The sequence below is a fragment of the uncultured Desulfosarcina sp. genome (assembly GCF_963664155.2).
Taxonomy (GTDB): Bacteria; Desulfobacterota; Desulfobacteria; order Desulfobacterales; family Desulfosarcinaceae; genus Desulfosarcina.
Genome location: NZ_CAXXXH010000001.1, coordinates 743,928 through 768,811 on the forward strand (window position 1 = coordinate 743,928; position 24,884 = coordinate 768,811).

15 protein-coding genes are annotated in these 24,884 nt (G+C 56.7%); 4 read left to right on the top strand and 11 right to left on the bottom strand.

The features are described 5' to 3' along the window. Positions 1-22: 22 nt before the first annotated feature. The 4 genes from ACHZBS_RS03355 to dmeF all read right to left on the bottom strand — a co-directional run bounded on the left by ACHZBS_RS03355 (position 23) and on the right by dmeF (position 11,002). A complete protein-coding gene (locus ACHZBS_RS03355) occupies positions 23-724 on the bottom strand; it encodes a hypothetical protein (RefSeq protein WP_319405117.1) in 702 nt (233 codons plus the stop codon). Next, complete coding sequence (locus tag ACHZBS_RS03360) at positions 708-1,259, bottom strand: carboxypeptidase-like regulatory domain-containing protein (RefSeq protein WP_319405118.1); 552 nt, start codon at positions 1,257-1,259, stop codon at positions 708-710. The genes ACHZBS_RS03355 and ACHZBS_RS03360 overlap by 17 nt, the downstream gene beginning before the upstream one ends. Positions 1,260-1,309: 50 nt before the next feature. Continuing rightward, positions 1,310-9,688: an Ig-like domain-containing protein gene (locus ACHZBS_RS03365; protein ID WP_319405119.1), complete on the bottom strand. Its 8,379-nt coding sequence runs from the start codon at positions 9,686-9,688 to the stop codon at positions 1,310-1,312. Between the two features lie 381 nt (positions 9,689-10,069). Further along, positions 10,070-11,002 carry a CDF family Co(II)/Ni(II) efflux transporter DmeF gene (dmeF, locus tag ACHZBS_RS03370; RefSeq protein WP_319405120.1) on the bottom strand — a complete coding sequence of 311 codons (933 nt, stop codon included), beginning with the start codon at positions 11,000-11,002 and terminating at the stop codon, positions 10,070-10,072. 211 nt (positions 11,003-11,213) lie between these two features. Here dmeF and ACHZBS_RS03375 point away from each other — a divergent pair, with 211 nt between their 5' ends. Both ACHZBS_RS03375 and ACHZBS_RS03380 read left to right on the top strand, forming a co-directional pair. After that, on the top strand, positions 11,214-11,501 hold the full coding sequence (locus tag ACHZBS_RS03375; protein WP_319405121.1) for a hypothetical protein: 288 nt from the start codon (positions 11,214-11,216) through the stop codon (positions 11,499-11,501). 201 nt (positions 11,502-11,702) lie between these two features. Then, the gene (locus tag ACHZBS_RS03380; RefSeq protein ID WP_319405122.1) at positions 11,703-13,349 is read left to right on the top strand and encodes a fatty acid--CoA ligase; all 1,647 of its coding nucleotides are present in this window, start codon (positions 11,703-11,705) and stop codon (positions 13,347-13,349) included. A gap of 341 nt (positions 13,350-13,690) precedes the next feature. Here the strand turns inward: ACHZBS_RS03380 and ACHZBS_RS03385 are convergent, their stop codons facing one another. The 7 genes from ACHZBS_RS03385 to ACHZBS_RS03415 all read right to left on the bottom strand — a co-directional run bounded on the left by ACHZBS_RS03385 (position 13,691) and on the right by ACHZBS_RS03415 (position 22,464). Continuing rightward, a complete protein-coding gene (locus ACHZBS_RS03385) occupies positions 13,691-13,879 on the bottom strand; it encodes a hypothetical protein (RefSeq protein WP_319405123.1) in 189 nt (62 codons plus the stop codon). A gap of 103 nt (positions 13,880-13,982) precedes the next feature. Next, positions 13,983-15,005, bottom strand: a complete 1,023-nt coding sequence (locus ACHZBS_RS03390; protein ID WP_319405124.1) for a GGDEF domain-containing protein — start codon at positions 15,003-15,005, stop codon at positions 13,983-13,985. Positions 15,006-15,108: 103 nt separating this feature from the next. Further along, positions 15,109-16,572 (bottom strand): SPOR domain-containing protein, encoded by a 1,464-nt coding sequence (locus ACHZBS_RS03395; protein ID WP_319405125.1) that lies wholly within the window; start codon positions 16,570-16,572, stop codon positions 15,109-15,111. Positions 16,573-16,577: 5 nt separating this feature from the next. Then, positions 16,578-18,572: a PBP1A family penicillin-binding protein gene (locus tag ACHZBS_RS03400; protein WP_319405126.1), complete on the bottom strand. Its 1,995-nt coding sequence runs from the start codon at positions 18,570-18,572 to the stop codon at positions 16,578-16,580. Next, a complete protein-coding gene (locus ACHZBS_RS03405) occupies positions 18,569-19,489 on the bottom strand; it encodes a hypothetical protein (RefSeq protein WP_319405127.1) in 921 nt (306 codons plus the stop codon). Before ACHZBS_RS03405 ends, ACHZBS_RS03400 begins: the two co-directional genes overlap by 4 nt. 178 nt (positions 19,490-19,667) lie before the next feature. After that, entirely contained in the window at positions 19,668-21,242 is a 1,575-nt protein-coding gene (locus ACHZBS_RS03410) for an HD domain-containing phosphohydrolase (RefSeq protein WP_319405128.1), read from the bottom strand. A 298-nt stretch (positions 21,243-21,540) separates the two neighbouring features. Beyond that, entirely contained in the window at positions 21,541-22,464 is a 924-nt protein-coding gene (locus ACHZBS_RS03415; RefSeq protein WP_319405129.1) for a hydroxymethylglutaryl-CoA lyase, read from the bottom strand. A 186-nt stretch (positions 22,465-22,650) separates the two neighbouring features. Here ACHZBS_RS03415 and ACHZBS_RS03420 point away from each other — a divergent pair, with 186 nt between their 5' ends. Further along, positions 22,651-23,898, top strand: a complete 1,248-nt coding sequence (locus ACHZBS_RS03420; protein WP_319405130.1) for a glycosyltransferase family 4 protein — start codon at positions 22,651-22,653, stop codon at positions 23,896-23,898. Then, complete coding sequence (locus ACHZBS_RS03425) at positions 23,885-24,604, top strand: class I SAM-dependent methyltransferase (RefSeq protein ID WP_319405131.1); 720 nt, start codon at positions 23,885-23,887, stop codon at positions 24,602-24,604. Before ACHZBS_RS03420 ends, ACHZBS_RS03425 begins: the two co-directional genes overlap by 14 nt. The last annotated feature ends 280 nt before the right edge of the window (positions 24,605-24,884 follow it).

Here is a 24,884-nt window from a genome sequence, read left to right on the forward strand (position 1 = left end):
ATAGCCTCATACATCTTGGCTGTTAGGTGTGTCCACTATTTTGAGAAGAGCCAATCGCTCGGTCGATGGTAACAACATCATATTCCATTGCTTCTATTTTTAAGCTTTCTTTTTTAACCCAGTTTTCGTAAGGATCTGAATCATCGTAAAAACCTTTTTTCAAATGAGCATCATTTCTTACGTGGGCAGGAACCGCCGCATCAGATACCAAATGCATCACTTGGCCAATGGAACGAAAAGTTTTGGCGTATTGTTCCTCTGAACCGGTCAGCAGTGCCTGATAGTAATAGTCTCGAGATATTAGCCAGGAATAGTCGTTGTCAGATGATTGTGCCCAATAGATCATCGATGGAAAATATCCAAGGGGAGGGATGGACAAACCGGCGATATCCCAATTTGTGCTCAATGGGTCATGAAAATGCTTCGGGCAACGCGTATACTCCGGTACGTCTTCCTCATATCCACCTTCTCTTATCCATTCCCAGATCCTCTTTTCATTAATTATCTCATATATCCCTTTGTCAAAACCAATGGCTGATTGTAGTACCGTATCAATAGTTGAGATCCCTTTTACTGCCTTTTCGTTTATGTATCTGTGGGTGGTTGTATTGTCGTATGCCCTCCCATCGTTATAGAACAAGAACGTACAGAATATAGACAAAACCATAAGTTTAAAAGTGGATATTCTCATTGTCATCCCCATTTTTTCAATCAATTCCCACATTGATATATTCTTCATTTTTCAGTCTTTGCATATTTGGCATTTTTTCATTGGGAATACCAGCAGGCTCCATTATGCTAAAAAGATTATCTTTTCTCTCTTTTAGCGTAAATAGTTTCGGCAAGTGATAGGTTATGTATTCGTTCTCAGGGATATATAAAGATCGTTTACTACCGGGTGAAATGAATGTCTTAGGGTGTTTAGGATATGTACCATACCCAGGCTTGAATATAGATATGTGGCAATCTTCATCCCAACTTGCCATCTTTCTGAACAAATTAACTTGCTTTGGGGAAATCCGAAACTCTCCTTTGGCATCGGTTAGCGTTTCAACTGCATCCGCAAAGCGACGCGCGGTTCCACCAAATGTGCCGGTTTCCGTAAAAAAACCTATCAAAACCACTGCCCCTTCAACAGGCCCTCCACTTTCTGCATCGACCACCTTGCCCATAAACGGACCAAACTCATGGGTGATGGTGCAGCCCGTGATCCCAGTCATCAAAAATGTAATGAATATGAGGGTTAAATATTTTCGCAAATCCAGACTCCTTTCAGAGATCATCATCAACAGCTGAATTGATTGCAACATTAGTACTTTTCAATCCGCCACAAGCCATCTTCATCATGGATGAAGTAAACATAATAGGTTATGGTAACAATCTGTCCATTGATATTATGATCCTGGCGAATGCGATATTTGGCAGTACCGTCTGCACAGTAGATCAGGGATATGCTCTGCATCTGAGAGACCAGTGCCGGCAAATCGCTGCCGATAGCATTGTATATGGCGCTGTAATTTTCTTGGGAGCGTTCGTGGTGGTACTGCAACGCCTCCTCTATGTTACCAGTTATCAGCGCCACCTTCATATCCGCCCATTTCTGCTGCAACAATGCATCAAGCGCCGACGCATCCACAACCACGATCGCGATGGTATCCGTATAGGTCACCGTATCGTGAATTACTTCCGCGGTAAAATAATAAATTCCCTCATCGACCATGCCGACCCGGTAGGCGTCGGCTCCGGTTTCCAGAAAATCGACCGTTCCGGGTCCGGCGTAGTTTAAAGCGGAATCATCGATGCTGAAGGTGCCGTCGATGCGTAGGGCCGTTTCCAGCGGAGCGTTGGCCGCCTCGATGTTAGCTGAAATCCGGATATAGTGCTCGGGCATGACAGCCGTGACAGTTGCCGTGGCCGTCCGGGCAATACCGTCGACGTCCGTAGCGATGATCGTGATGGTGTTGCTCCCTTCCTCCAGCGGCAAATGATTGACCACAAACTCGTTGCCGTACACCATGGCAACCTTGCCATTGACGGTAATGCCGGTTTCCTTGCCGGAGGTGTTGGCGAAGGTGCCGCGCACCATGGTGTCAGGCCGGTCGAGCATGGCGCCGTCGGTGGGGTAGAGAATTTGAATGTCGATGGGTGAACCCATGCTCACGCTTGCCGTACCGGTGGCGGTTCCACCCGTACCGGTTGCCGTCAGGGTGAAAGTGGTGTCGGCGGTTGGGTTGACCGTCACGGACCCGCTGATACCGACGCTGCCGACATCCGGTTCGATGACGCAACTGTCGGCATGGGAGACCTCCCACGTTAAAGTGACCGGATCCCTGGGTTGAATAGTGGTCGGATCGGCGCTGAAAGTGATTTGCGGTTTCGGAATCACGGTTACGGTCAGCGCGTCCGTGGCGCTGCCGCCCGGGCCGGTAGCGGTAAAGGTATACACGGTGGTCTCCGTGGGCGCGACTGCAATCGATCCGGACGGATCCACCGCGCCGACATCCGGTTCAATGACACACTGGTAGGCGTAGGCCGATGTCCAGGTCAAGGTAACCGTTTCGCCGCTGCCCACCGTTAAACGGTCGGCATTCAGTTCAGCGGTCGGCGGCAGGAAATTAACGCTGACGGTGGCCTGCGCCTCGGCCGTTCCTCCCGGCCCGACGGCCGTCAGTGTATAGGTCGTGGTACCGGCGGGGGTGATCGTCACCGATCCTTCGGCGGTTACTGTTCCCACATCCGGCGAAATCGAAACCTGCGTGGCGTTCTGGGTGGACCACGTCAGCGTGATCGACTCGCCCGGATCGATGATGGCGGGTTGAAGGACCAATTTCGCTGTCGGTTCGGGAAACGCGACCGTAACCGTAACCTGGCCGGTCGCCTGACCGCCAGGCCCCTCGACGGTGATCACATAGGTCGTGGTTTCGGTGGGGGACACCGTGACGGCGCCGCTGAGGCCGACGCTGCCGATGCCCGGTTCGATGGAAACGGTATTGGCGTATTGCGCCTGCCAGAAGATCGTGGTCGATGCGCCAGGGGTGATCGACGCGCTGTCGGCGTTGATTTCTGCGGTGGGCTGCCATGTGCCCACCCCAACCTGGGCGGCGTGGACGGCTTCGCCATATTCGCCGACGGCATGGATGGTGTACGCAGTCGATTCGGCTGGCGAGATGCTGACGCTTCCTGCCGGTTCAACCGCACCGAAACCGGGTTCGATGGAACAGGTGTCGGCAAGCACGCTCTGCCAGCGAAGTATCGTTTCCCCGCCAGGAGCTATGAATGGCGGATCCGCGACGATCGAAGCGCTACAGGCTTCGTACAGATAAGCGCCACTTTGGCTGGAAACGAAAAGGGTACCGTTATCCATAGCCACTTTTTCACCAAAATGTTCTCTATAATAAGAACTGGGTGGATCGGGATCGATGGCAGAGAGTTCCAGTTTCTCATTCCAAGCCCCGTTCTCGCGTTTGTAGAGGTAGGCAGCCCCGGAGCCGGATGCTGCAACATCTTTCCAATAAGCGCCGACGATGGCGAAGTCGCCATCGATGGCAACGGATTGGCCGAAATAGTCATATTCGGCCGGGTCGGCCGATTCCAGCCTTTTCACCTGTTGCCAATCACCGCTGGCAGATGAGTCTTTTGCATAGACATAGGCGGCGCCGATATCCCATATGGAATCGCTGCTTGTGCGCGGGGCCCCGACAATGGCATGGTTGCCGCTGATGGAAACAGCCGAACCGTATCCGGTGTCTGTACCGGCATCCGACAGAATCGATTCTTCGTGCCACCGGCCGTCTGAATACCCGAAGATGTATGCCGATCCGAGGCCGTTGCCCATATAATAACTCCGGCCAGCCCCGACAATCATCGCGTCCTGATCGATTTCCACCGAAGCGCCGAAAAAGTCATACTCGGCCGAATCGCTGGGTATCAGTTTTTGGCTTTCGACCCAGATATTGTTTTCCAGCATGAAAACGAATGCCCGCCCGGGCGCGCGGGTACCCATGTATGTCTCCATCCCGCCCGAGACAACCACCGCCACGTCGCCGTCGATCGCAACGCGGCTTCCGAACAGACCCAGGCCGGCTTCGCTGGGCGTCAGCTCGGAATGAAAGGCCCAGTGGTTGTTTTCCCTTTGGAACATATATGCCGCGCCAGGGTTTTCCCCTTGGTAGGAAAAATCCACGATTGCCCCCACGACAGCCCAATCGCCGCTGATGCCAACCGCTGCGCCGAACTGATCCGCAAAATTTTCATCGGGACAGTCGAGCCTTTGTTGAAAGACCCATTCCCCTTGATTCAGGGTATAGACGTAGGCGCCATAACCACGATACCCCACGATAGCGGTGTCCCCCTCGATATCGATGTCGGCCGGATCCCTATCATAGGAATTCACGAAATCTTCAGCCAGCTTGGTCTCTTTCAGAACCGGCAACGAATGGTCAACGGTGACGGCGCCACCGTGGACCACGACCGGTTCGTGGGCGCTGTCTTGAGTCACCAGGTAGAGGTAGTACTCGCCGTCAGGCACCTGCGACGTATTCCATCTGTAGTAATCATATGATCCATCCGAATCTTCATGGATGTCGGCGATTATCAAGATGCCGTCTTCACCAGACGGGTCGTCATCGTAAAAAATGGAAATGGTAGCATTATCGTCGCAGTCCGAATCGGTCCAATGAATGGTGTAGCTGGAGTTGACCGTATCGCCGACGCCGTCCGGTTCGATCAAGGCAGCTTGGGGGCGGCACATCATGGATACACTGGTATTTACCGTGATTTCTCCGCCGCAACCGGTCGATGAAAGCACGTAGCGGGTATTCTTTTGCGGATAAACGGTGATCGTCCCCTGGGGCGGAACCTCACCGATATCGGGCCACAGCCTGCAGTTCGCCGTACCCGTGGACGACCATGCCAGGGTAACGGCTTCACCGGCATGAATGCTGGGCGGTGTCGCGCTGAGTTGCAGCTCCGGCACATCGCAGGTAACGGTGGCCTGTGCAGTAGCGTGCCCCCCGGGACCGTAGGCATGGATGGTGTAAGTGACCGTACCGACGGGCATAATTTCGACAGAGCCCTGTGGACCGACGCTGCCGATATCCGGCGAGATCACACAACCATCCGCGTGGGTGGTTTGCCAAACCAGGGTTACCTTTTCACCTGGACCCGGGTTGGGCGGATTCACCGAGATGCTGACGGTTGGCAGCGGCAAGTACACGGTGATACTGTCCGATGCGTTGCCACCCGGTCCGGTGGCGGTAATGGTATAAGTTGTCGTTTTCGTGGGGCGCACCTCGACGCTGCCCCCAAGATCGACGACGCCGATGTCCGGCTCGATCACGCATTCATCGGCATTGCTGAAGACCCATGTCAAAACAACGCTTGCACCCGGCAGGATCGTTTCAGGATCGGCTTGTATCCGGGCTGTGGGTTTGACAAAAACGACAATGGCATTGGCGCTGTTTGTTCCACCCGGCCCTTCGGCAATCAACGTGTAGGCTATGTTCTTCTCAGGCTCAACGGATAGGCTGCCGGTTGTTGCGACAGTACCGATGTCGGGTTCGATCCGGCAGGTCGTCGCATCCGTAGTTTGCCATCTCAAGGTCGCCTGGTCTCCCGGTTTGATGATACCCGGACTGGCCGTGAACGAAATGGTCGGTATCTTGGCCCGAATGGTAATTTGCCTCGAGCCAACCTCAAGACCGTTGGATAAGGCGGTAATCGTATAGGTTTGGGGAAGTTGATCGGGGGTCACGACAACGGAACCGGCTTCGTCGACCAGCCCGATGCCTTGGTCAATCATGCAGCTGTCGACACAACCGCTCGCCTCCCAAAACAGTTCGGTGCTTTGGCCCTGAACGATAGACGTGTCCATCGCATAGGCATTGAAAACGGTTCCTTTAAAACCAGGAATGTCGACGGACAGGCTATACTCAAATCCATCGCTGTCCGTTACGTACAAAGTATACGTCGTTGGCTGCATCGGAGTAACGGTTATGGTGCCGGTATTGGTCACCGAACCCACATCCGGTTCAATCCGTGCCGAGGCGGCCCAGGGTGCCGTCCAGGTAATCGTAAGGGGATCGCCGGCTTCCCACAGGCAAATGTTTTGGGTACTAAACGAAAATGGCGGCGGTATGTTGCAGTTTTGAGGTTTAGCGGACTTGATCGCCGGGTTGCCGGCCGGATTGGATGCCACCAACGTGAACGTGCCCGGTTCGGTCAACGTCATCTCCATGGTGCCGCTGCAGGGAACGGGGCCGATCATCGGGTCGATCATGCACTCGGTGGCGCATGTGGCGCCCCAAGTAAATTCATATTGACCGTCCTCGGGTAGTTCGCAGATCTCGAACTCGGTGATTTTGGTTTCCGGGACCCTTCTGGCCGCCGTTCCGGCTTCATTCCTGGCATTGAGCGTGTATCCCACCGGCGGTTCCGGCGACGGCAGAGTCAATTGGCCGCTTGCGGCAACCTGACCGATGCCGTTGTCGATCTCAATAAAATCCGCTCCGCTGGTGCTCCAGCTCAAGGTGATGTCGCCGCCCGGGTTGAATCCGGTACAGGGCGACACTGCAAAGGTTGCAGACGGTTTGGGTAGAATGTCCACAAGGACATGCAGGCTGAATCCTTGGGCGTCCTCGCCGCAATGGGGATCGGTTACACTGACCATCACCGGATGGACGCCGGTTTGATGCGCCATGGGCGTCCAGTCGATGCGGCCGGAAAGCGGGTCGATAGTCATGCCCGCGGGAGCGTCGAGTAATCTGAACAATAGTGTGTCAGGGTCGGGATCGATAGCCTGGACAGTGTAGCTGAAGGGAGTTTCGGCCTTGATCTGTCTTGGCGGTGTGGAGACGATGGTCGGAAAATCGATCTTGCCGGGTTCGTCCTGAAAGCCCATGCGATTCACCGACGCAATCGTGGCGGAGGTTCCGTCAAGGTCAAAAACATGCCATACCGATCCGTTTTCCGACGGCACATCGAAGGTCACGGCATTCCGGCCATCTCCGAAAATGACATGCACCACGGCCCCTGAAACAGCCAACCCATCCGTCGAGTCTTCAAGCCGATCGGAGAAATCGTGCACATAATAGTGATACACGCCCGTGGAGGCCCCCGAGATCGTTATCGTTTCGGGTCCGAATCCGCGGGTCGAATCGGTATCCAGCCTGGCACCGGGTATTTCGCGGTTCCAGTAAAAGCAGTGGTGCCGGCATCCATCCGGGTTGGGGCCGGTCAGGTGTGCCTCCAGATCCGCCGGTTTTTCTCCCCAGGTCAGGATGATGCGAATTTCGTCGGGACCTAACAGTGGGGAAAGGACCATGTCCTGATGGTTCAGGGATTCGCCGGCGGATATAGCGACCCGCCGTTCTCCTGAGATGTAGCCCTGGGCATCGGCAACCAGGACATAGGTGCCGGGTTGCAGTGCGGAGAAAGCGAACCCGCCCTGATCGTTCGAAGTGGTCTGTCCGATGGCCACACCTGCCATGCCGTCTTCCACTTGATGGAGTCTGACTGTTGCGGCGGCAAGAAAACCGCCGGTCAATGCATCGATCACTTGTCCGGACATGCCGTCGGCCGGTGTCTCCACTGTAGTGCAAAGGGCCATTTCAGCATAAGCCAGGTTGTTCTCTTCGTCCAATTCAGCGAGCGTTCCATTCCCGGCGCCGTCGTCGTCTACGCAAGCATATATAACCGCCGTTGCCATCGGTGGATTCGACCACTGAAGCGATAGATCCACGTATTGGCCGGGAACAAGGAGATGGGGTGTCGTCAGCGTTGCAATCAGCGCACCACCGCTGGCGGGATCCCCGTCGTAAAAGGATACCGGAACACCGGCACCAACGTGATGTTCTCCGGCATTGCCAACCCGCACGGTCAGGCCAATCTCAGCCGGACAGGCCGTATCGTTCATGCGAAGCTGCGAAGCGCTCAGATCAATACCTGCGGCGGCAGTGGCGGTGACATTGTTTCCCTCATCGGTTTCTTCCACCTCGTCGGCGCTGTCCACGCTCACATGCAGGCGATTATCGCGAAACGCGAGCTGGCCGGAAAATTCGAGGACAAGGGTGCTCGATTCGCCGGCACCGGGGCCTGAGGAAACGGTCGTTCCACCCAGACGATGGTCTCCAGCATCCTCATAGCCGCCGCTGAGATTTATATCTTCAAAAAGAACAAGATGGTAGGGAATGGAAACACCGCTTCCACCGTTGTTGGCGATCGTGACGGTGGCCTGACCGGCGATCTTCAGAGAATCGTCGTTTTCGGAAATGAAAGCAATGTCAACATGGATGGGTTCAAGATCCACGGTCATTTCCAGCAGGACGGTAACGCTGGCAACGGCGGTATCCGTGCCGTCTTCGGCCAGAACACCGACAGTGTTCGTACCCGGCACGAGGGTGATATCGCCTGCCGTAAATTCGTTGCCGACCACTGTTGCAGTGACCCCGTTGACGTAAACCGATGCGCTGACCCGACTCACTCTTCCGGTCACGGTAATGGTATCTGTCGAAAATAGTTGCCCTTGTATCGGGCTGACAATCTCCAGGGATAGCGGTCCGGGAATAACCCGCACCGTGACGGTCGCCGTATCCGATCCCCCATACCCATCGTTGACGGTATATGAAAAACTGTCCGCACCGCTGAACCCATACTCCGGCGTATAGGTGAATGTCCCATCTCCATGACTGACAACCGTTCCGCTAGCTGCCTGGCTGAAATCTGAAATGATGAGGCTGTCACTGTCGATATCCGAATCGTTTAAGAGAACGTTGGCCGTTGTAACAGGGATGTTCTCATCGGTGGTTACAGCGTCATCCACGGCCGCCGGTGCGGTGTTCAAAAAGGTCACCGTTGCTTGAGCATTTGTGGTCCCAGCAGAGTTAGCGGCAGTCAGGGTGTAGGTAGTCGTCTGCAAGGGAAAAACCTGAATCGATCCGCCAGGCGCTACCGGTCCTATCCCTTGATCGATGGAGACGGAATCGGCATTGGACGCAGTCCATGTCAATGTCGATGATTCTCCCGTATGAACCGTCCCCGGATTGGCTTCGATGGATGATACCGGTAGGTGAAGAACGGTTACGGAGGTCTCCGCCGTTGCGGCTCCTCCCGGACCGGTGGCCGTAAGGGTATACGTGGAGGTTTGGACCGGGCTGACCACAAACGATCCGCTGTCATCGACTGGTCCGATGTCGTTGTCTATGGCAACTGTTTCTGCATTGTTGGTCTCCCAGCTGAGGACTGCGGATTCACCCGGCAGGATGGTGGCCGGATCTGATGAGAATGTAACTTCAGGTGGAGGAAGCGGGTCGCATCTTTTTTTAACCATCATTCGCACCACGGCCCCGGGTTGTCCAAACAGGAAAACCTTAAGGTAATTGTGGGATCTCAAGGCCCCTTTTAGGGGAATGACAATCTGTTTATCTTTGCGCAGTCCGCACAGGGAGATCAGCCTGCCATTGATGAGGAGAAAGCCCTTGTGGATCATCTTGTAAGGCTTTTTCTTAGATATGACGATGACGCTGTTGCCGGGATTGTCTAAGTGGAATCGATGATGGGAAATGTGGAAATGCCATTTTCTGATTTTCAGGTCCACAGGACCGTATAAGGTCCCTTGTCCGGCGATTGCAGACTGCTCAGCCGCGCAGAAGATTGTCAGGACTACTAATAACCAATAAAGCGTCCGCCGCATAATTTCTCCTTTGGCCTTGTATGACCTGCCTGAGCTGGAAAACAGATAAGCGCCGAATTACTCCGTATCGCTTTCCTCGCTATCTATACTGGGCATACCCCGCTTTGTCCCTTCCACGGGGCAAGCGAGTACAATTTACCAATCTACGCCCAAGAAGACGAAGTGAGAATCATAAGAAGAGAACAACTGAAATCCGCGGGGACGATATTGAACCTGCAGCAAAAAACATTCCGGCGGTCTATCTATAACAATTCCCCCTTAATATACAGAATGTTAACAGATATGGAGTCGGCAATCGTTTTAACCGATTTGACAAAAACTGTCAGCGGCAATGACAAGAATTGTCATTGATGGGAAGGGTTTACAACTAAGCGCGAGGCGCTACCTGCCGGCGGGATTCACCTCCACGGTAACATGCACCAGCTTCAGGTCTGCGGGGATTATTCGTTTGTATGTATCGGGGGATTGGGGGTTTTTCGCGGCCACCGACAAGATGGCGGCATAGATCCCGGGCCCTACGGCCCACAGGTGCAGATCGACCACCCGGGCATCGCTGTTTTTCTCCACGCCGTCCACTATTTTCTGCCGGACATGCGCAGGCGCCTGCCGGTCCAGCAGCACATGGCTGGTACCCGCCAGCAGACCGATGGACCAGCGCGAAACCAGGATGGCGCCAACGATCCCCATGAGCGGGTCCATCCACATCAGGCCAAGATATTTGGCGGCCAGCAGAGCGAAAATGGCCAGAAACGAGGTAAGCGCATCAGCCAGGACATGCAGATAGGCAGAACGCAGATTGTGGTCGCGGTGAGGGTGATCGTGATCGGTCCCGTGGTCATGGCCGTGATGAGGCTCGTCCTTGTGGCCCAGGATGAGCATGGACAGGCCGTTGACCACCAGCCCGATAATGGCCACGAAGATGGCCTGATTGAAGGCGATCGCCACGGGATTAAACAGCCTGACGACGCTCTCTACCGCCATCATCACCGCAAACACCGCCAGCAGGACCGCACCGGAAAAACCGCCCAGTGCGTTCACCTTTCCCGTACCGAAACTGAAACGGTCGTCGTGGGCATGGCGACGGGCGTAGATGTAGGCAAAGGCGTTGATGGAAAGGGCCGCGGCGTGGGAAGCCATGTGCAGACCGTCGGCCAGCAAGGCCATGGATCCGAAAAGAATTCCGGTGGCGATCTCCACCACCATCATGACGGCGGTAACGACAATAACGATGATGGTGCGGCTTTCTCCCGGCCGTTTACGGTCCTGGCCGAAGCTGTGGCTGTGATTCAGGTCAGTTTCATGGTTCAATGTCATCGGCAGCGGTCGTCTCCTCTGGAATGATCATGTGGAACCGCGGATGAAACGAAAACCAAGCACGTCAAGCACCTGCGGTCCGGTAAACATTACCGGAAACCATAATCATCCGGCAACGGTTTGACCAGAACCAGGCGCGGAGAATACCATCCGTAAAATAAATTCCATGCTGTGACCGCATCTGTCACAACCCGATGATATTCCCAGCACCATGCAAACGGTGGCACTGCATTTTGATTTTTCGAAGGATCCCCTGCCCGACGATCCGGACATGTCCCGATTCCGGCAGGACCTGTCCCGCAGTCTGGAGACAGCCCTGAAGGCCACGGGAGCCGGTCGCTGGCGGGGAGGCCGGTATGCCCGGGGGGTGGTGACCCTGTTCATCGAGGTGCCGGACGTCCAGTTGGCCATAGGCCGGGTGCATGCGGTGCTGGCTTCCCGCGGGTTGGCAGACAGGATGACCATTGGCGATAACAGTTGCATGTCAACAGCCAAATGACAATAGACGGTTGGAGGAAATTCTCCTTAATAAGCTCTGCCCCTCGCGCTCCTTTTTCTTGACAGCATGCACGCGTTGCCCCTAAAGTCCTTCCATTCAACCAATGGTCCTGCACGGCAGGATACGATAGTGGATATTTTAACGATTTTTTCCTTCCCAATCCATCATAACCCGATTGTCAACCTTCAAAGGAGGTCCGTCATGCCCGTCAAACTCATTCCCCAAACTCCGTCGGCCTATGGGTTTCCCCTGCTGATCAAGAACATCCTGCGCACCCCGTTGACCTATTACCCGAACCGGGAAATTGTTTACCGGGACAAGATGAAGTACACCTACGTCGAATTGAACCAGAGGGTGCAGCGACTGGCCAACACCCTGGAGACCTTGGGCGTGAAGCAGGGCGACACGGTGGCGGTGATGGACTGGGACAGCCACCGCTACCTGGAGTGCTTTTTCGCCGTACCCATGATGGGGGCGGTATTGCATACCATCAACATCCGCCTGTCCCCGGAGCAGCTGATCTACACGATCAACCACGCTAAGGACGACATCATCCTGGTCAACGCCGATTTTCTGCCTCTGCTGGCCGCGGTCAAAGACCAGATGAAAACCGTAAAAAAGATCGTTCTGCTCACCGACGAAGCGGCCGGCTCGGATACCCCGGTGGACCTGGATGGCGAATACGAAAAACTGCTGGCCGCGGCATCGACTGAATACGAATTCCCCGATTTCGACGAAAACGCCATGGCCACCACCTTTTACACCACCGGCACCACCGGCCTTCCCAAGGGCGTCTACTTCAGCCACCGCCAGATCATGCTGCACACCTACGGACTGATGTCCGGGCTGTGCGCCTACGAGTCCCAGGCGGGAATCAATTCCGGGGACGTCTACATGCCCATGACCCCGATGTTTCACGTCCACGCGTGGGGGATTCCCTATCTGTGCACCATGCTGGGGACCAAACAGGTCTACCCGGGCAAATACGAACCGGAGATGCTGCTCAAACTCATCGTCTCCCAGAAAGTCACCTTCTCCCACTGCGTGCCCACGATCATCCACATGCTGGTCTCCAGCCCGGTCATCAAACAGCTGGACCTGTCCCGCTGGAAAGTGGTCATCGGCGGCAGTGCCCTGTCCCGGGGCCTGTGCAAAGCCGGCCTGGAGAACGGCATCAACCTTTACACCGCCTACGGCATGAGCGAAACCTGCCCCCTGCTGACCGTGGCCAACCTCAAGCCCCACATGCTGCAATGGGATGATGAGCGGCAGGTGGAAATGCGCTGCCGCACCGGCCTGCCCGTACCCAATGTGCTGCTGGAAGTGGTGGACACCGACGGCAACCCCCTGCCCCACGACGGCAAGACCGCCGGCGAGGTGGTGGTGCGGTCGCCCTGGCTGACCCAGGGGTACTCCCAGGATCCGGAAAAGAGCGAGGAGTTGTGGGCCAACGGCTGGCTGCACACCGGCGACATCGGCTTCATCGATGCGGAAGGCTACCTGCAGATCACCGACCGGGTCAAAGATGTGATCAAAACCGGCGGTGAATGGATATCATCGTTGACGCTGGAAGACATGATCAGCCGCCATCCGGCAGTTAGCGAAGCAGCGGTCATCGGTGTACCGGACCCCAAATGGGGGGAACGGCCCATGGCCCTGGTGGTGCTCAAACCGGGAATGGAGCAGGAGACCAGCCCCGAAGATTTAAAGACGTTCTTGGCCAAATTTGCCGAAGAGGGAGTCATTCCCAAATACGGGGTGCCGGACCGGGTGCAGATCGTCGATGCCATCGCCAAAACCAGCGTGGGCAAGATCAATAAGAAGCAGTTGCGGGTGGATTTTAAATAGTCCCCGTCCCTAAATGGCATCTTTCGGACCAGGCCGGCGTTCTCGTTCCGCTGAGCACGCAGTGAAGCTTCAGCGCTATCCTCGACGCAGCGCTGCTACGCCTCCGGTTTCAACCTCACTGCGGCCTTGGCCTGAACCGAAATCTACCGTTTATGGAAGGACACCTCATCACTATTTAGACCCAACCTGAGTGATTGTCGATCTTGCCGAAGAACCCATGAGGCTGGCGACATCCATTATTTGGCAACCCTTCGTTCAACGCAAAGGCCGGATCCCATATAAGGGGACCCGGCCTTTTTACCCGGAGTGCCGGGGCACCGCAATCGTAGTAAAAGAGGGTTTTATTCCAGATGGCTGATAATGGATTCGGTGAGTGAATCGTCATCCTTTTTGAAAAAAGGAATCAGCTCGGCTGCCACGTCTTTGAGCGACTTGATATTTTTTTCCTTCATCACACTCTGAATGGTTTCCACGCCCTCTTCGATCAGCCTGAGACCTTCAGCGATCTTGATGACATCCTTTTTTTCCATGGTTGACTCCTCCAGTTGTCTTTGGCTGCAGGCCAATACCGTATCCAGATGGACTCAGTCTAAACACTTTGCCCCGCAGAGACAAGTTCTTTTTGGCACTCGCTTAGAGTTCAATGCGGTTGCGGCCGGCTGCCTTGGCCGCCAGGAGTTTCTCATCGGCCCGGTAGATGAGAGTCTTGACATCGGCATCCACCTCCCGTCCCACATGGCCGTGGGAAATGCCGATGCTGACGGTAACGGATGCCCTCGTGTCCGGCATCGTCTCGATGGCCCGCCGGATCTTTTCGCCCACTTCCCCAAGCGACACCGGCTCCACCTGGGGCAGGAAGACCAGGAATTCCTCACCGCCGTACCGCCCGAGAACGTCTGAGGCACGGATGCCGTCCCGGATGCATCCGGCCACCCGGCGCAGCATGTCGTCACCGAACTGGTGGCCGAAATTGTCGTTGATGGCCTTGAAATGGTCGATGTCGATCATCAGCACGCCAACGGTGTTTTCATTGCGCTGGGCCAGGTGGGCCAGGTGGGTAATGGCATTGAACAGCCCCCTGCGGTTAAAAATACCGGTCAATTCATCGTAGTTGCTTAAAAAGGCCATCCGCCGGTTCTCTTTCCACAGGCGATGGATGACCTCACCCACCAGTTCCAACTCCAGAGTGCCCAGTTCATTTTGCTGGAGGGCATCGAAAAGCCGGTTCACAAATCGCTCGTAGGAGAAATCCGATACGGCATCTCCGTTAAATGTGGCCACGTATTGGGAAAGGGTCTCGAACGCCGGGTGCAAGAGGTAAAATTCCAGTTTAAAGGCCATGGTGAAGGCCTTTTTCTTTCGGCGCACCTGCACACAGGCGTCGGCCAGGTCGTAAACCTTTTCCTCCAGCCCAGATAACTCGTCCAGCGTTTTTCCCGGGTCATCGAACAGGTTGTTGAGCATCCCCTTTTCGGCCCAGTTGAGCAGCCGATCCCAGTAGGACAGGTGCTGCTCGTTTTTAGCGGCAATATCCTGCCAGAACCCTTGCAGGTCCTGACTTCCGGCATTGCGCGCCAGGCTCAGGTAGAGACGGGTGGCGTGATTGTCCAGCCTAAGGCATAATTCGACAATTCGGGTCATTGCAATGGCGTTCATATCCAGTTTCCTTTGCGCGAATTCGAGTCAGGTTGAATAGTTCCAATGCGCCGGGTAATTACCGAAGAAAGGCAGGGTGTCGCCGAGCGAAAAATTCATGCGATTATGGTACGTCAGGCCGTTTGTAATTGGCAACATAATAATCACCAATGAGCTGCCGGGTTTTCAAATCCTCGCCGACAGCCCTGGCCTTTGCCTTGGTCTCGAAATGGGCAATGCGCACCTGATACCAGGTTTTACTGGAACCGGTCGCCCGGGTCCAGTAAGCATCCAACCCTTGACCTTTCAACTGCTCCACATAGCGCCGGGCATCGGTTTCGTTCAGATATGCCGCCACCTGAAGGGTAAAAGGATCGGTGACCGGGACAACCACGGGTACCGGCGCTTTTTCCGCCGGTTTGAACGTATCGGCCATATGCATGGCGGTATTGATCAACAGCCATCCCACCCCAATCATAAAAAACCCCATGGCTGACCACTTCAGCACCGATTTGGCGCGCCTGGATGATAATCCTCCCCGGGTTTTTCGCAACAGGCTGGAAACTCCGGCGGCGCACCCGTATGCCAACTTCCTCAATCCGGTCAATGTTTGGCGGATCATCGGAGCGATGGCCGGCTGCATGATTCGTCGTCCCCTGGCCGATCGTCCCGGGTCGGAATCGGCCATCTCGGGCAAAAAGGCGGCCGCCATTTCACTGCGCCGGGAGGTGTCGATGCCCGCCAACACGGCATCAGCCTTTTCCAGCAAGGGGAGGGTCACCGGGCTGGGGTGGATCATGCGGCAGCAGGCGGCAATGCCCGGAAGCAGACGACTGTCATGTTCACCGCGGTTGTAGACATCCAGGTAGACTTTCAGGGCCAGGCGGTCCATCCGCTGCTCGGCCAGGAAAAGATCGGCGATTTGGCCGATCAACGCGTCCGGCAAGGGTTCTCCGGCATCGATCAACAGCCTGTAGGTCCGCAGGGCGGCAAAGTCACCCCGCCGTTCAGCGAGATAAAACTGGGCCAACATCCGCTGGATGGCCCCGTCCTCGGGATGAGCATTACCGATCCTGGCGGCGATGTCATGGGATTGTTGGGTTACCGCCCTTCCGGCAATCATTCCGTCCAGCCATTTGATGGAAGCCTCCCGGTCATGGGGAAAAACCCTCAGATAGGCCCCGGCAACGGCATCGGAGGACGGTTCGGGTGTTGTCTGAGCCATCTGAAACCGGGCCGTTTGGGCCAGCAGCCGGCCGGCCGGCGTTCTTCGGGAAAGAGGCGAGAAGAGAAAGCTGTCTACCACGGCCGCGGCCCGGGCAAGGGTCTGGCGGACCTCCCGGGGCATGCCGGCCCGCTCCCACACCGTGGCCTCGCCAAGGAGGCGCTCCATACGGCGGCGCCCCATGGCGGCGAATGCCACGCCCGTCAACCAGTAGGCGGCGGAAAGCAGACCCAGGCCGGGAACAATCATCCATCCGGGCCCCACGGCGCCGGCAAAGGGCGGCAGCACCACCAGGGCGGCCAGGCTGCCGATGATCAGCGCCGTCCATAGCCGAACGGCCAGATGTTTGAACAGGTATCCCATGTCGGTTAAGGATGTCCTTTTCTCATGGCCACAGTAACCGGGTTGCGCGTCCAGAACCCGGCCAACGACCCGGTTTCGGGATTCACTTTCTTGAAATAGATATCCGGTGGTGCCATGAAGGTCCTGGGCGGCTCTCCTTCGGTGGCCTGCTTCATAAATTGCGCCCAGATGGGCGCCGCTCCGCGCCCGCCGGTGATGCCTGCGCCGTTTTTATCCCGCATGCCCTGGCCCCGGTCAAATCCCACCCAGACGGATGTGCTCAGGTTAGGGGTAAAACCGGTAAACCAGGCATCGTTGTAATCGTTGGTGGTCCCGGTTTTTCCCGCGGCCGGCAGAGCAAAACCCATTCGCCGGACCACATTGCCCGTACCCTCGTCGATGACACCGGCCATCATGTCCACCAGCTGATAGTTGATCGACTCATTCAAAACCCGTTCACCGGTGATAATGTGCTCCTCCAGCACCCGACCGCTGACATCTTCGACCCGACGGATCTGGAAGGGTGGATGTCGCACGCCCCCTGAGGCAAAGGTGGCATAGGCGGCGGCCATCTCCAGCGGGCTGACCCCGAAAGTACCCAAAGCAACGGAATAAACCGAGCCTAAAGGGCTGGTAATGCCGCAGCGTCTGGCCGTGTGGATCACCGCTTCGGGACCGACGGCATTCACCAGTTGCGCAGCCACGGTGTTCACCGACTCCGTGAAGGCTTTCTTGATCACCATGGGGCCATTGTAGGTGCGTTCGAAATTGCGTGGCTTCCACGGCGGCTTGCCGGCCACGGGAATGGCGACCGGTTGATCCACCATCACATCGGCCGGTGTTTTACCCAGGCTTTCCAACACCCCGTAATAGAGGAAGGGTTTAAATCCGGAACCCGGCTGTCGGTTGCTCTGCAGGGCACGGTTATAAGGGGTTTGAAAAAAATCCCGTCCTCCCACCAGCGCCTTCACCGCTCCGGTATTGACTTCCACGGCGACCAGCGCGCCCTGCAGCCCGTTGTCATCTGCCGCCACGGGGTCCTTGGAGCTGTCGGTCATATCCATCTGGGATTCCAGTTGGGCAATCCCCTGTTGCAAAGCGGTTTCAGCCATCTGCTGCATCCCGACGTCCAGCGTCGTATAAACCCGCAGTCCGCCATGGTAGACCACTTCGGGGCTGTAGGTCTCTTCAAGCGTCTTCATCACCGCGTCCAGAAAATAACTGTCCACCCGCAGGGAACGGCCTTGGGTGCGCAGGTCAACCGGCGCGGATTTGGCTTCCATAGCCTCCTCGCGGCTGATCATACCGGTGGCCACCATTCGCTCCAGCACCACCAGCTGCCGGGCCCGGGCACGCTCAGGATAACGAAACGGATTATAGCGGGTGGGCGATTTGGGCAACCCGGCCAACAGGGACGCTTCGGCCAGGGTCAGTCCACCGGCCGATTTCCCGAAGAACGTGCGTGCCGCCTCACCGATGCCGTAGGCACCGACACCGAAAGGAATCTGGTTGATATAGGCCTCCAGGATCTCTTGCTTGGAAAACTGGGCCTCGATCTGAAGGGCCACCAGCAGTTCACGGAATTTCCGCAAATAGGTGCGCTCGAAACTGAAAAACAGGTTTTTGGCCAGCTGCTGGGTGATGGTGGACGCGCCCTGAATCTTTCCCGATTCAAACAAGGTGATCCATAAGGCCTTGGCGGTACGCAGCTTGTTGACACCCCGATGTTCCCAGAACCGGTGATCTTCGGTTGCCAGAATGGCCTGAATGAATGGGTATGACACGTCATCTAGGGCAACGGTCTCCCGTCCTCCGATGGTCAGAATGCGGCGGCCGTCGGCGCTGAAAATTTCGGTGGCCGGTGTGTCGTTGATGCGGCCGATAGGTTCGGGAACCCGGGGCAAGTCCTTGACCGCCACCAGAAACAGGCAGAACAGACCCATCGCCGCCAGGGCGCCGACCGTCGCCATCAGATAAATAAGGGCGGCGGCAGCCCGGAACAAGCGGAGGCAAACAGTCATCGTTCCTCCCGGCGAAGCGGCCAGAGGCTCTTGCTGGCTGGCGGTTTGGAAAGCCGGGGCTCCAGAAGCATCCGAACCTGCCAGACGGCCCACTCCTGACCCATGGTCAGCAGGATCTGCGGCCCCTGGGTCGTGTCCATTTCGACGCCGATACGAATCATATCGGCGTTGACTTCGTCACTGATCCCCACACGCACGGGGGTCCCTTCGGCGGCCAGCAGGGCGCCGGGTTGGGAGAGTACACCCCGCTGGGTCTCCGGAGAAAGGGTGTCCAGGGCCATGAAAAACCGGTCGGCCGGATAGATGCGGCCGGAAAACTCCGGCTGCCCGTCCAGAGTTCCTTCCAGAACGGGCTGTTCGGTGCCGGTGGATTTGAGTTGCTGATCGGTCAGGGTGGTGTAGCTGAGTACATTATTGCCCCGATCCAGCAGGTAGATGCCCACCTGGCCGTTTTCCCGCTCCATATACACCCGGTCCCAGCTTTTTTCGGCGCTGATGCGCAGCATGAGAATGGGCGAGAACAGGGTCCGGGCGGCCACATCGGGGATCTGACTGTAAAGGGTTTTAAACTGGGCTGCAGAGATCATCGTTCCCTGAGACGTGGAAAGACCGTCGATGAGCTGGGTCAGCGAGGTGGCCTCACGGGCTTCCCGCTGGGCGGTAAGCTGCCGGGTGACCATCTGCTCCAGGGTCTGGGTGGCCACCTGCTTCAAACGCCCCTGCTCCCACACGCTGCCCGATTCCGGCCGGTGGCTGTTGGTAACCGCCAGATAGCGACCCACCAGGACCTCCACCCAGCTGAAACGCACTTCTGAAATTAGAATGGCCAGAACGGATAGGAACAGTACCGAACCCCGCAAGCTCAACCCCCGCACCATCCATGTCTTCAGATCCTGTGGTTCCGACCAGGCCGGCATAAGGCTCCTTAACCGTTTTCCCCGATCGCCGCCATATGACGATCAGGGGTCTGTTTGGTGATCCACAGCCTTTTACACCATTCGCGTCAAATGATAAAGAGGGAGGAAAGGGAATACAATGCCCGATCAAAACAGTTGAAAAAAGGGTTCCGGCCCATGTCGGCATGGGGGTGAAATATCAAGGCGAGGTGTCGATGATAGCTTTGAGAGCGCCCTGGTCGTAGAGCGATCGGAATGTATCGATGACGCCGGCATCGAATTGGGTGCCGGAGCCGCCATACATGATCTCGAGGATCTTGGTCTCCTCCATTCGCTTACGGTAGGCACGATCGGAGGCGATGGCATCGTATACGTCGGCCACCGAGAGGATCCGGGCGAGCATGGGGATGTTTTCGCCGGCCAGGCCATTGGGGTAGCCCTTTCCGTCAAAACGCTCATGGTGGCATTTGATGATGTTTTTTTCACGGTCCCACAGGCCCAGGCGCTCAACGATATTGGCCCCGATTACCGGGTGTTCCTTGATGATGCGGAACTCCTCATCGGTGAGGCGGCCGGGCTTGAGCAGAATGTCATCCCGAATGCCGATTTTTCCGATGTCGTGAAGCTGGCCGGCGACGTTTAGAATATCCTGTTCTTCCTGACTGCCGCCCATGGCCCGGCACAGCGCGATGGCAATCCGGGTCACCCGGTTGGAATGCTGCTCGGTGTAGGGATCACGCGCCTCGATGGCCCCGACGAAGGCGTACAGGGTGGCGAACAGGTTGTCATAAATGTTTTCGTAAAGGGCGACATTTTCGATCGCGTAAGCCGCCTTGTTGGTCATGAACGACATGTAGTACAGGTCTTTTTCCGAAAACCGGACATCCCCGCCCAGCGACGATACGGCCAGCACGCCGAACACTTTTTTGCGGATGTTCAACGGAACCAGCATCAGGGACCGGATGGCTTCGGGCAATCCCCGCACCTTGCTGTTTTCATGAATCAGCAAGGGCCTGTCTTCGTCGCAATTGTCCAGGATCAACTGGCTGATATCCAGACTGCCTGCATACCGCCCGTCGTCGCCTTCGGCAGTCGAACCGTCCGGATGGTTCTGCGGGTTCCCGTTTCCGCCGGCAACGGACCGGGCCACTTGCACCGGCCGTTGGATCGCCTCGTTGATGACATAAAAACAGGCCTCGTCAGCGTGCGTCAGTTCGGTGGACAGGTCGACCACCCGCTTGAACAGGTCGAAGCTGGAGTCGATGGTGGCAAAATCGGTCATGATGCGGTTGAGGGTGTTGAGTTCCTCGACTTTGTAGGTCAGCTCCCGGTTCAGATTCTCGATCCGCTGCTTGCCTTCCACCTCTTTGGTCAAAAAAATATTTTTGATAAACAGCTGCCGCTCCCGCAGCACCCGTTTGACGCAGATTTCCAGCTGGTTCAGGTTCACCGGCTTGATCAGAAAGTCTACCACACCGTTTTTCAAGGTGCGGATCGTGTTGTCCAGAGAGGGATAACCGGTCATGATGATGACCGGAATGGTGTTGTCCACCAAACGGATATGCTCGGCCAGTTCCAGCCCATCCATTTCGGGCATGTTGATGTCCGTGAAGCAGCAGTCGATCTTTTCCTTGGCGATGATGTCCACGGCAATGCGACCGTTTTCAGCGGTCAGGATGTGGTACCCTTTGGCCATGAAATATTCCGAGGCCACCTCGAGAATACTCTCCTCGTCATCCACAAACAATAAGGTCTCTTTGAGTGCGTCTGTCATTAGTGTCTTAATTAATTGTATTTATTGTAATTATTCGGTGTCCAGAATCCTGCCTACACGCAGCCACGTCCGCAAAAGCCACCGTTTATGTACCTGATATCGGCAGGCCAATTTCAAACTAAAGGAAGTCTGATAAAAAAAGGGCAGGAGGAGGCACCCAGGCTTAACAGGGCATTGAAAAACGTCATGAACGCAGGCAAAATTCGGCGAAAAAGCGCAGTTTATGAGTGAAAAATGAGCATGTTGAGCCGAATGTTAACGCCGTATGGCCAAGCGCAATAGTTATTCAACAGCCTTTTTAAATCGACGCGGGCGGTTCTTGGAAGGCCGTTACACGGTGCATCCGGCCGGGGAAGGATTTTTTAAAAAACGCCTCCATCTCGCGGGAAACGACGCCTACCCGACGGTAGTTCACGCCGGTATGAATCCTCAGGGTCTCCATCAGGTGGGCGGTATCTTCGGTGGCGATATTGCCTGCCGCACCGGGAACGAAGGGACATCCGCCCATGCCGGCCAGGGCGGTGTCAAATATGGCAACCCCGTATCTCAATGCCGCCATCAGGTTAACCAGTCCTAAACCACGCGTGTCATGAAGGTGCAACGCCAGAGGCAACCGGCCGCTCAGGGGTAGCACCGCATTCAGAACCCCTTCGATCAGCGGCGGCGATCCCATACCGGTGGTGTCCGCCAGGGCCAGGCCATGGGCCCCGTGATCCACAAACCGGCGGACAATATCGGCGATGCGGGCTGCGGGTATCCGCCCTTCATACACGCAACCAAAGGCGCACTGGACGCTGGCGCGTACGTGAAGGCCGGCGGATACCGCCCGATCGATCATGCGCAGACCCTGGTCCAGGGCGTCGCCAAGGGCCATGCCGGCGTTTTTGCGGCTGTGGGAATCGCTGGCGGAAAGGGAGATTTCCACGGCCGCGATGCCCGACGCCACCGCCCGGTCCAGTCCCTGCCGGTTGAGCACCAGTGCCGTGTAAACGACGCCGTCGTCGGAGGGAAGCTGCCGGATCAACCGGTCGGCGTCGGCCATCTGGGGCACCTTCTGGGGATGGACGAAGGAGGCCACCTGAATCTGTTTCAGCCCGGCTGCAGCCAGCCGGGCAATGACGGCCAGTTTACGATCTGTGGGAACCACGGTCTTTTCGAACTGGAAGCCATCGCGCGGCCCCACTTCCACCAGCGTCACGGTATCGGGCATTATAGGGTCCACGGGCCCTCCTGTAGATAGGTCAACCATTTCATCCCTTACCATACACCGTCATCCCATGGCGGGCAACGCGCTTTTGATAGACCTTTCCGCGTCTGAAACCCACCATTAAAATGCTTGACGATGGCCACGGTGGGGCTGTATGGGGTTCTATTTTGCCCATCGGGAAGGACGACCAGTTTAACAATCATGGATAGCAGCCTGAATCGCCCCCTTAACATCTGCCTGCTGAGCTACCGGAGCAACCCCCACTGCGGTGGCCAGGGTGTCTACCTGAAAAACTTGAGCCGGGCACTCAAGGATATCGGCCACCATGTCGAAGTGGTTTCCGGCCCCCCGGACCCCGGCCTGGACCCGGACATCCCCATCCACCGGCTGGCCTGTCTGGACCTGTACAATCCGGAAAACCTGTTCCGGGTTCCCACCCTCAAGGAGTTGTCGGACCCGGTCAATATCATGGAGTGGGCGGGTGTTTCCACCATGGGGTTTCCCGAGCCCTTTACCTTCGGCATCCGCGCCCAACGGTTTTTGCGAAACCGGATGCATCGCTATGACATCGTTCACGACAACCAGAGCCTCTCTTACGGCATCTGGTCCATCGCCAAAAAAATTCCCACCGTGGCCACGATCCACCACCCCATCACGGTGGACCGGGACATCGCCGTGCGCTCGGTGGGGCCTTTTTGGAAAAAGCTCAAGCACCTGCGCTGGTTCTCCTTCATCGGCATGCAAAAACGGGTATCGCGAACCCTGCGCCGGATCATCACCGTCTCCGATTGTGCCCGGGCGGACATCGCCCGGGATTTCAGGATTCCCCGGGAGCGCTTTGCCGTGGTGCCCAACGGCATCAACACCGGCTTGTTTTATCCCATTCCCGAGATTCAGCGGGAACCGGGCCGCATTATCGTGACCAACAGTTCGGATGTCCCTCTGAAAGGGCTCTTCTACCTGCTCCATGCCGTGGCGGAAACCACCCGGAAAAGGACCATCCGGCTGGTGGTGGTCGGAACACCCAAGAAAAACGGCGGTATCACCCGGCTGATCCGGCGTCTGGGCATCGGCGATCTAATCACCTTCACCGGCCGCATCAGCGACGAGGAATTTGTCCGTCAATATGCCCGGGCAGCCATGGCGGTGGTTTCATCCGTTTACGAGGGATTCGGACTGCCGGCCGGCGAAGCCATGGCCTGCGGCGTGCCGGTGATCAGCACCACGGGCGGTGCCCTGCCCGAGGTGGTCGGGGACGCCGGCATCCTCGTCCCCGCCAAAGATCACATGGCCCTTGCCCGGGCCATTATCGACATGCTGGACCACCCGGAACAAGCGAATGAGCTGGGCCGCCGCGGATACCAGCGGGTGCAGAAGCACTTCACCTGGCAGCGCGCGGCTGAAAAGACCGTGGATGCCTATCGGGAGACGATCCTTGATTACCGTTGATTTCTCCCGTTTGGCGGTTCAGCCCGGAGATCGTGTCCTGGACATCGGCTGCGGATCCGGCCGCCACACCTGTGCGGCCTACCGGCTGAAAGGGGCACGGGTGACAGGCGCAGACCTGAACCCGAAAGACCTGAAGGAAGCGCGCGAGCGGCTGAACTTTCATGACCGGCTGGGCGAACATGGCGGCGGCACCTGGAGCCTTTCCGCAGCCGACGTCACCTGTCTGCCCTTCCCCGACGCCTGCTTCGACCTGGTCGTCTGCAGCGAGGTGCTTGAACACATTCCGGATCATGAAACAGCCATGCGCGAGATCATCCGGGTACTCAAGCCTGGCAAACCGCTGGTGGTCAGCGTTCCCCGCTACCTTCCCGAACGGATCTGCTGGGCCCTGTCCGACGAGTACTTCAACGCCAACCAGGGCCATGTGCGTATCTACCGGAAAAACGAACTGATCGACCGGCTGGAGCGTGCGGGCACCCATTTCCTCGGGCATCACTACGCCCACAGCATCCACGCCCCCTACTGGTGGCTCAAGTGTTTCGTCGGCCCGACACGAACCGACTCGGCGGCGGTCAACCTTTACCATCGCCTGCTGGTCTGGGATATCATGGAAAAACCATGGGTGACCCGCTTGATCGACCGGCTGTTCAACCCGCTGCTGGGCAAAAGTGTGGTGTTATATCTGCGCAAAGAGCAGACATTATAGCTGGTTAGGCTGAAGGCAGGTAGCGCTTGCTACCTCCCACCGACTTAGTGCTCCTGTTCGTAAATTGGGGCACTTAGATCAACCCGGCCGAAAACCCCGCAGCCTTCGCAGCTTGAACACACCCGGCGCAGGCCATAATAAAAATCAAGGCACACGACCCTTCATGAACGATAAAGGCGCAGGCAGTCCCCAACCGCTTCCTGCGATTTCTGGATCTCGAGCCGGAAACATGAATTGCGTTGAACACGAAAACAGTCCAAGATTACCAATAGATGAAAGT

Bases quoted from the DNA above. Each gene is read 5' to 3' on its own strand.
- ACHZBS_RS03355 (WP_319405117.1), bottom strand. From the start codon at position 724: ATGTGGGAATTGATTGAAAAAATGGGGATGACAATGAGAATATCCACT.
- ACHZBS_RS03365 (WP_319405119.1), bottom strand. From the start codon at position 9,688: ATGCGGCGGACGCTTTATTGGTTATTAGTAGTCCTGACAATCTTCTGC.
- dmeF (WP_319405120.1), bottom strand. From the start codon at position 11,002: ATGACATTGAACCATGAAACTGACCTGAATCACAGCCACAGCTTCGGC.
- ACHZBS_RS03375 (WP_319405121.1), top strand. From the start codon at position 11,214: ATGCAAACGGTGGCACTGCATTTTGATTTTTCGAAGGATCCCCTGCCC.
- ACHZBS_RS03380 (WP_319405122.1), top strand. From the start codon at position 11,703: ATGCCCGTCAAACTCATTCCCCAAACTCCGTCGGCCTATGGGTTTCCC.
- ACHZBS_RS03385 (WP_319405123.1), bottom strand. From the start codon at position 13,879: ATGGAAAAAAAGGATGTCATCAAGATCGCTGAAGGTCTCAGGCTGATC.
- ACHZBS_RS03390 (WP_319405124.1), bottom strand. From the start codon at position 15,005: ATGAACGCCATTGCAATGACCCGAATTGTCGAATTATGCCTTAGGCTG.
- ACHZBS_RS03395 (WP_319405125.1), bottom strand. From the start codon at position 16,572: ATGGGATACCTGTTCAAACATCTGGCCGTTCGGCTATGGACGGCGCTG.
- ACHZBS_RS03400 (WP_319405126.1), bottom strand. From the start codon at position 18,572: ATGACTGTTTGCCTCCGCTTGTTCCGGGCTGCCGCCGCCCTTATTTAT.
- ACHZBS_RS03405 (WP_319405127.1), bottom strand. From the start codon at position 19,489: ATGCCGGCCTGGTCGGAACCACAGGATCTGAAGACATGGATGGTGCGG.
- ACHZBS_RS03410 (WP_319405128.1), bottom strand. From the start codon at position 21,242: ATGACAGACGCACTCAAAGAGACCTTATTGTTTGTGGATGACGAGGAG.
- ACHZBS_RS03420 (WP_319405130.1), top strand. From the start codon at position 22,651: ATGGATAGCAGCCTGAATCGCCCCCTTAACATCTGCCTGCTGAGCTAC.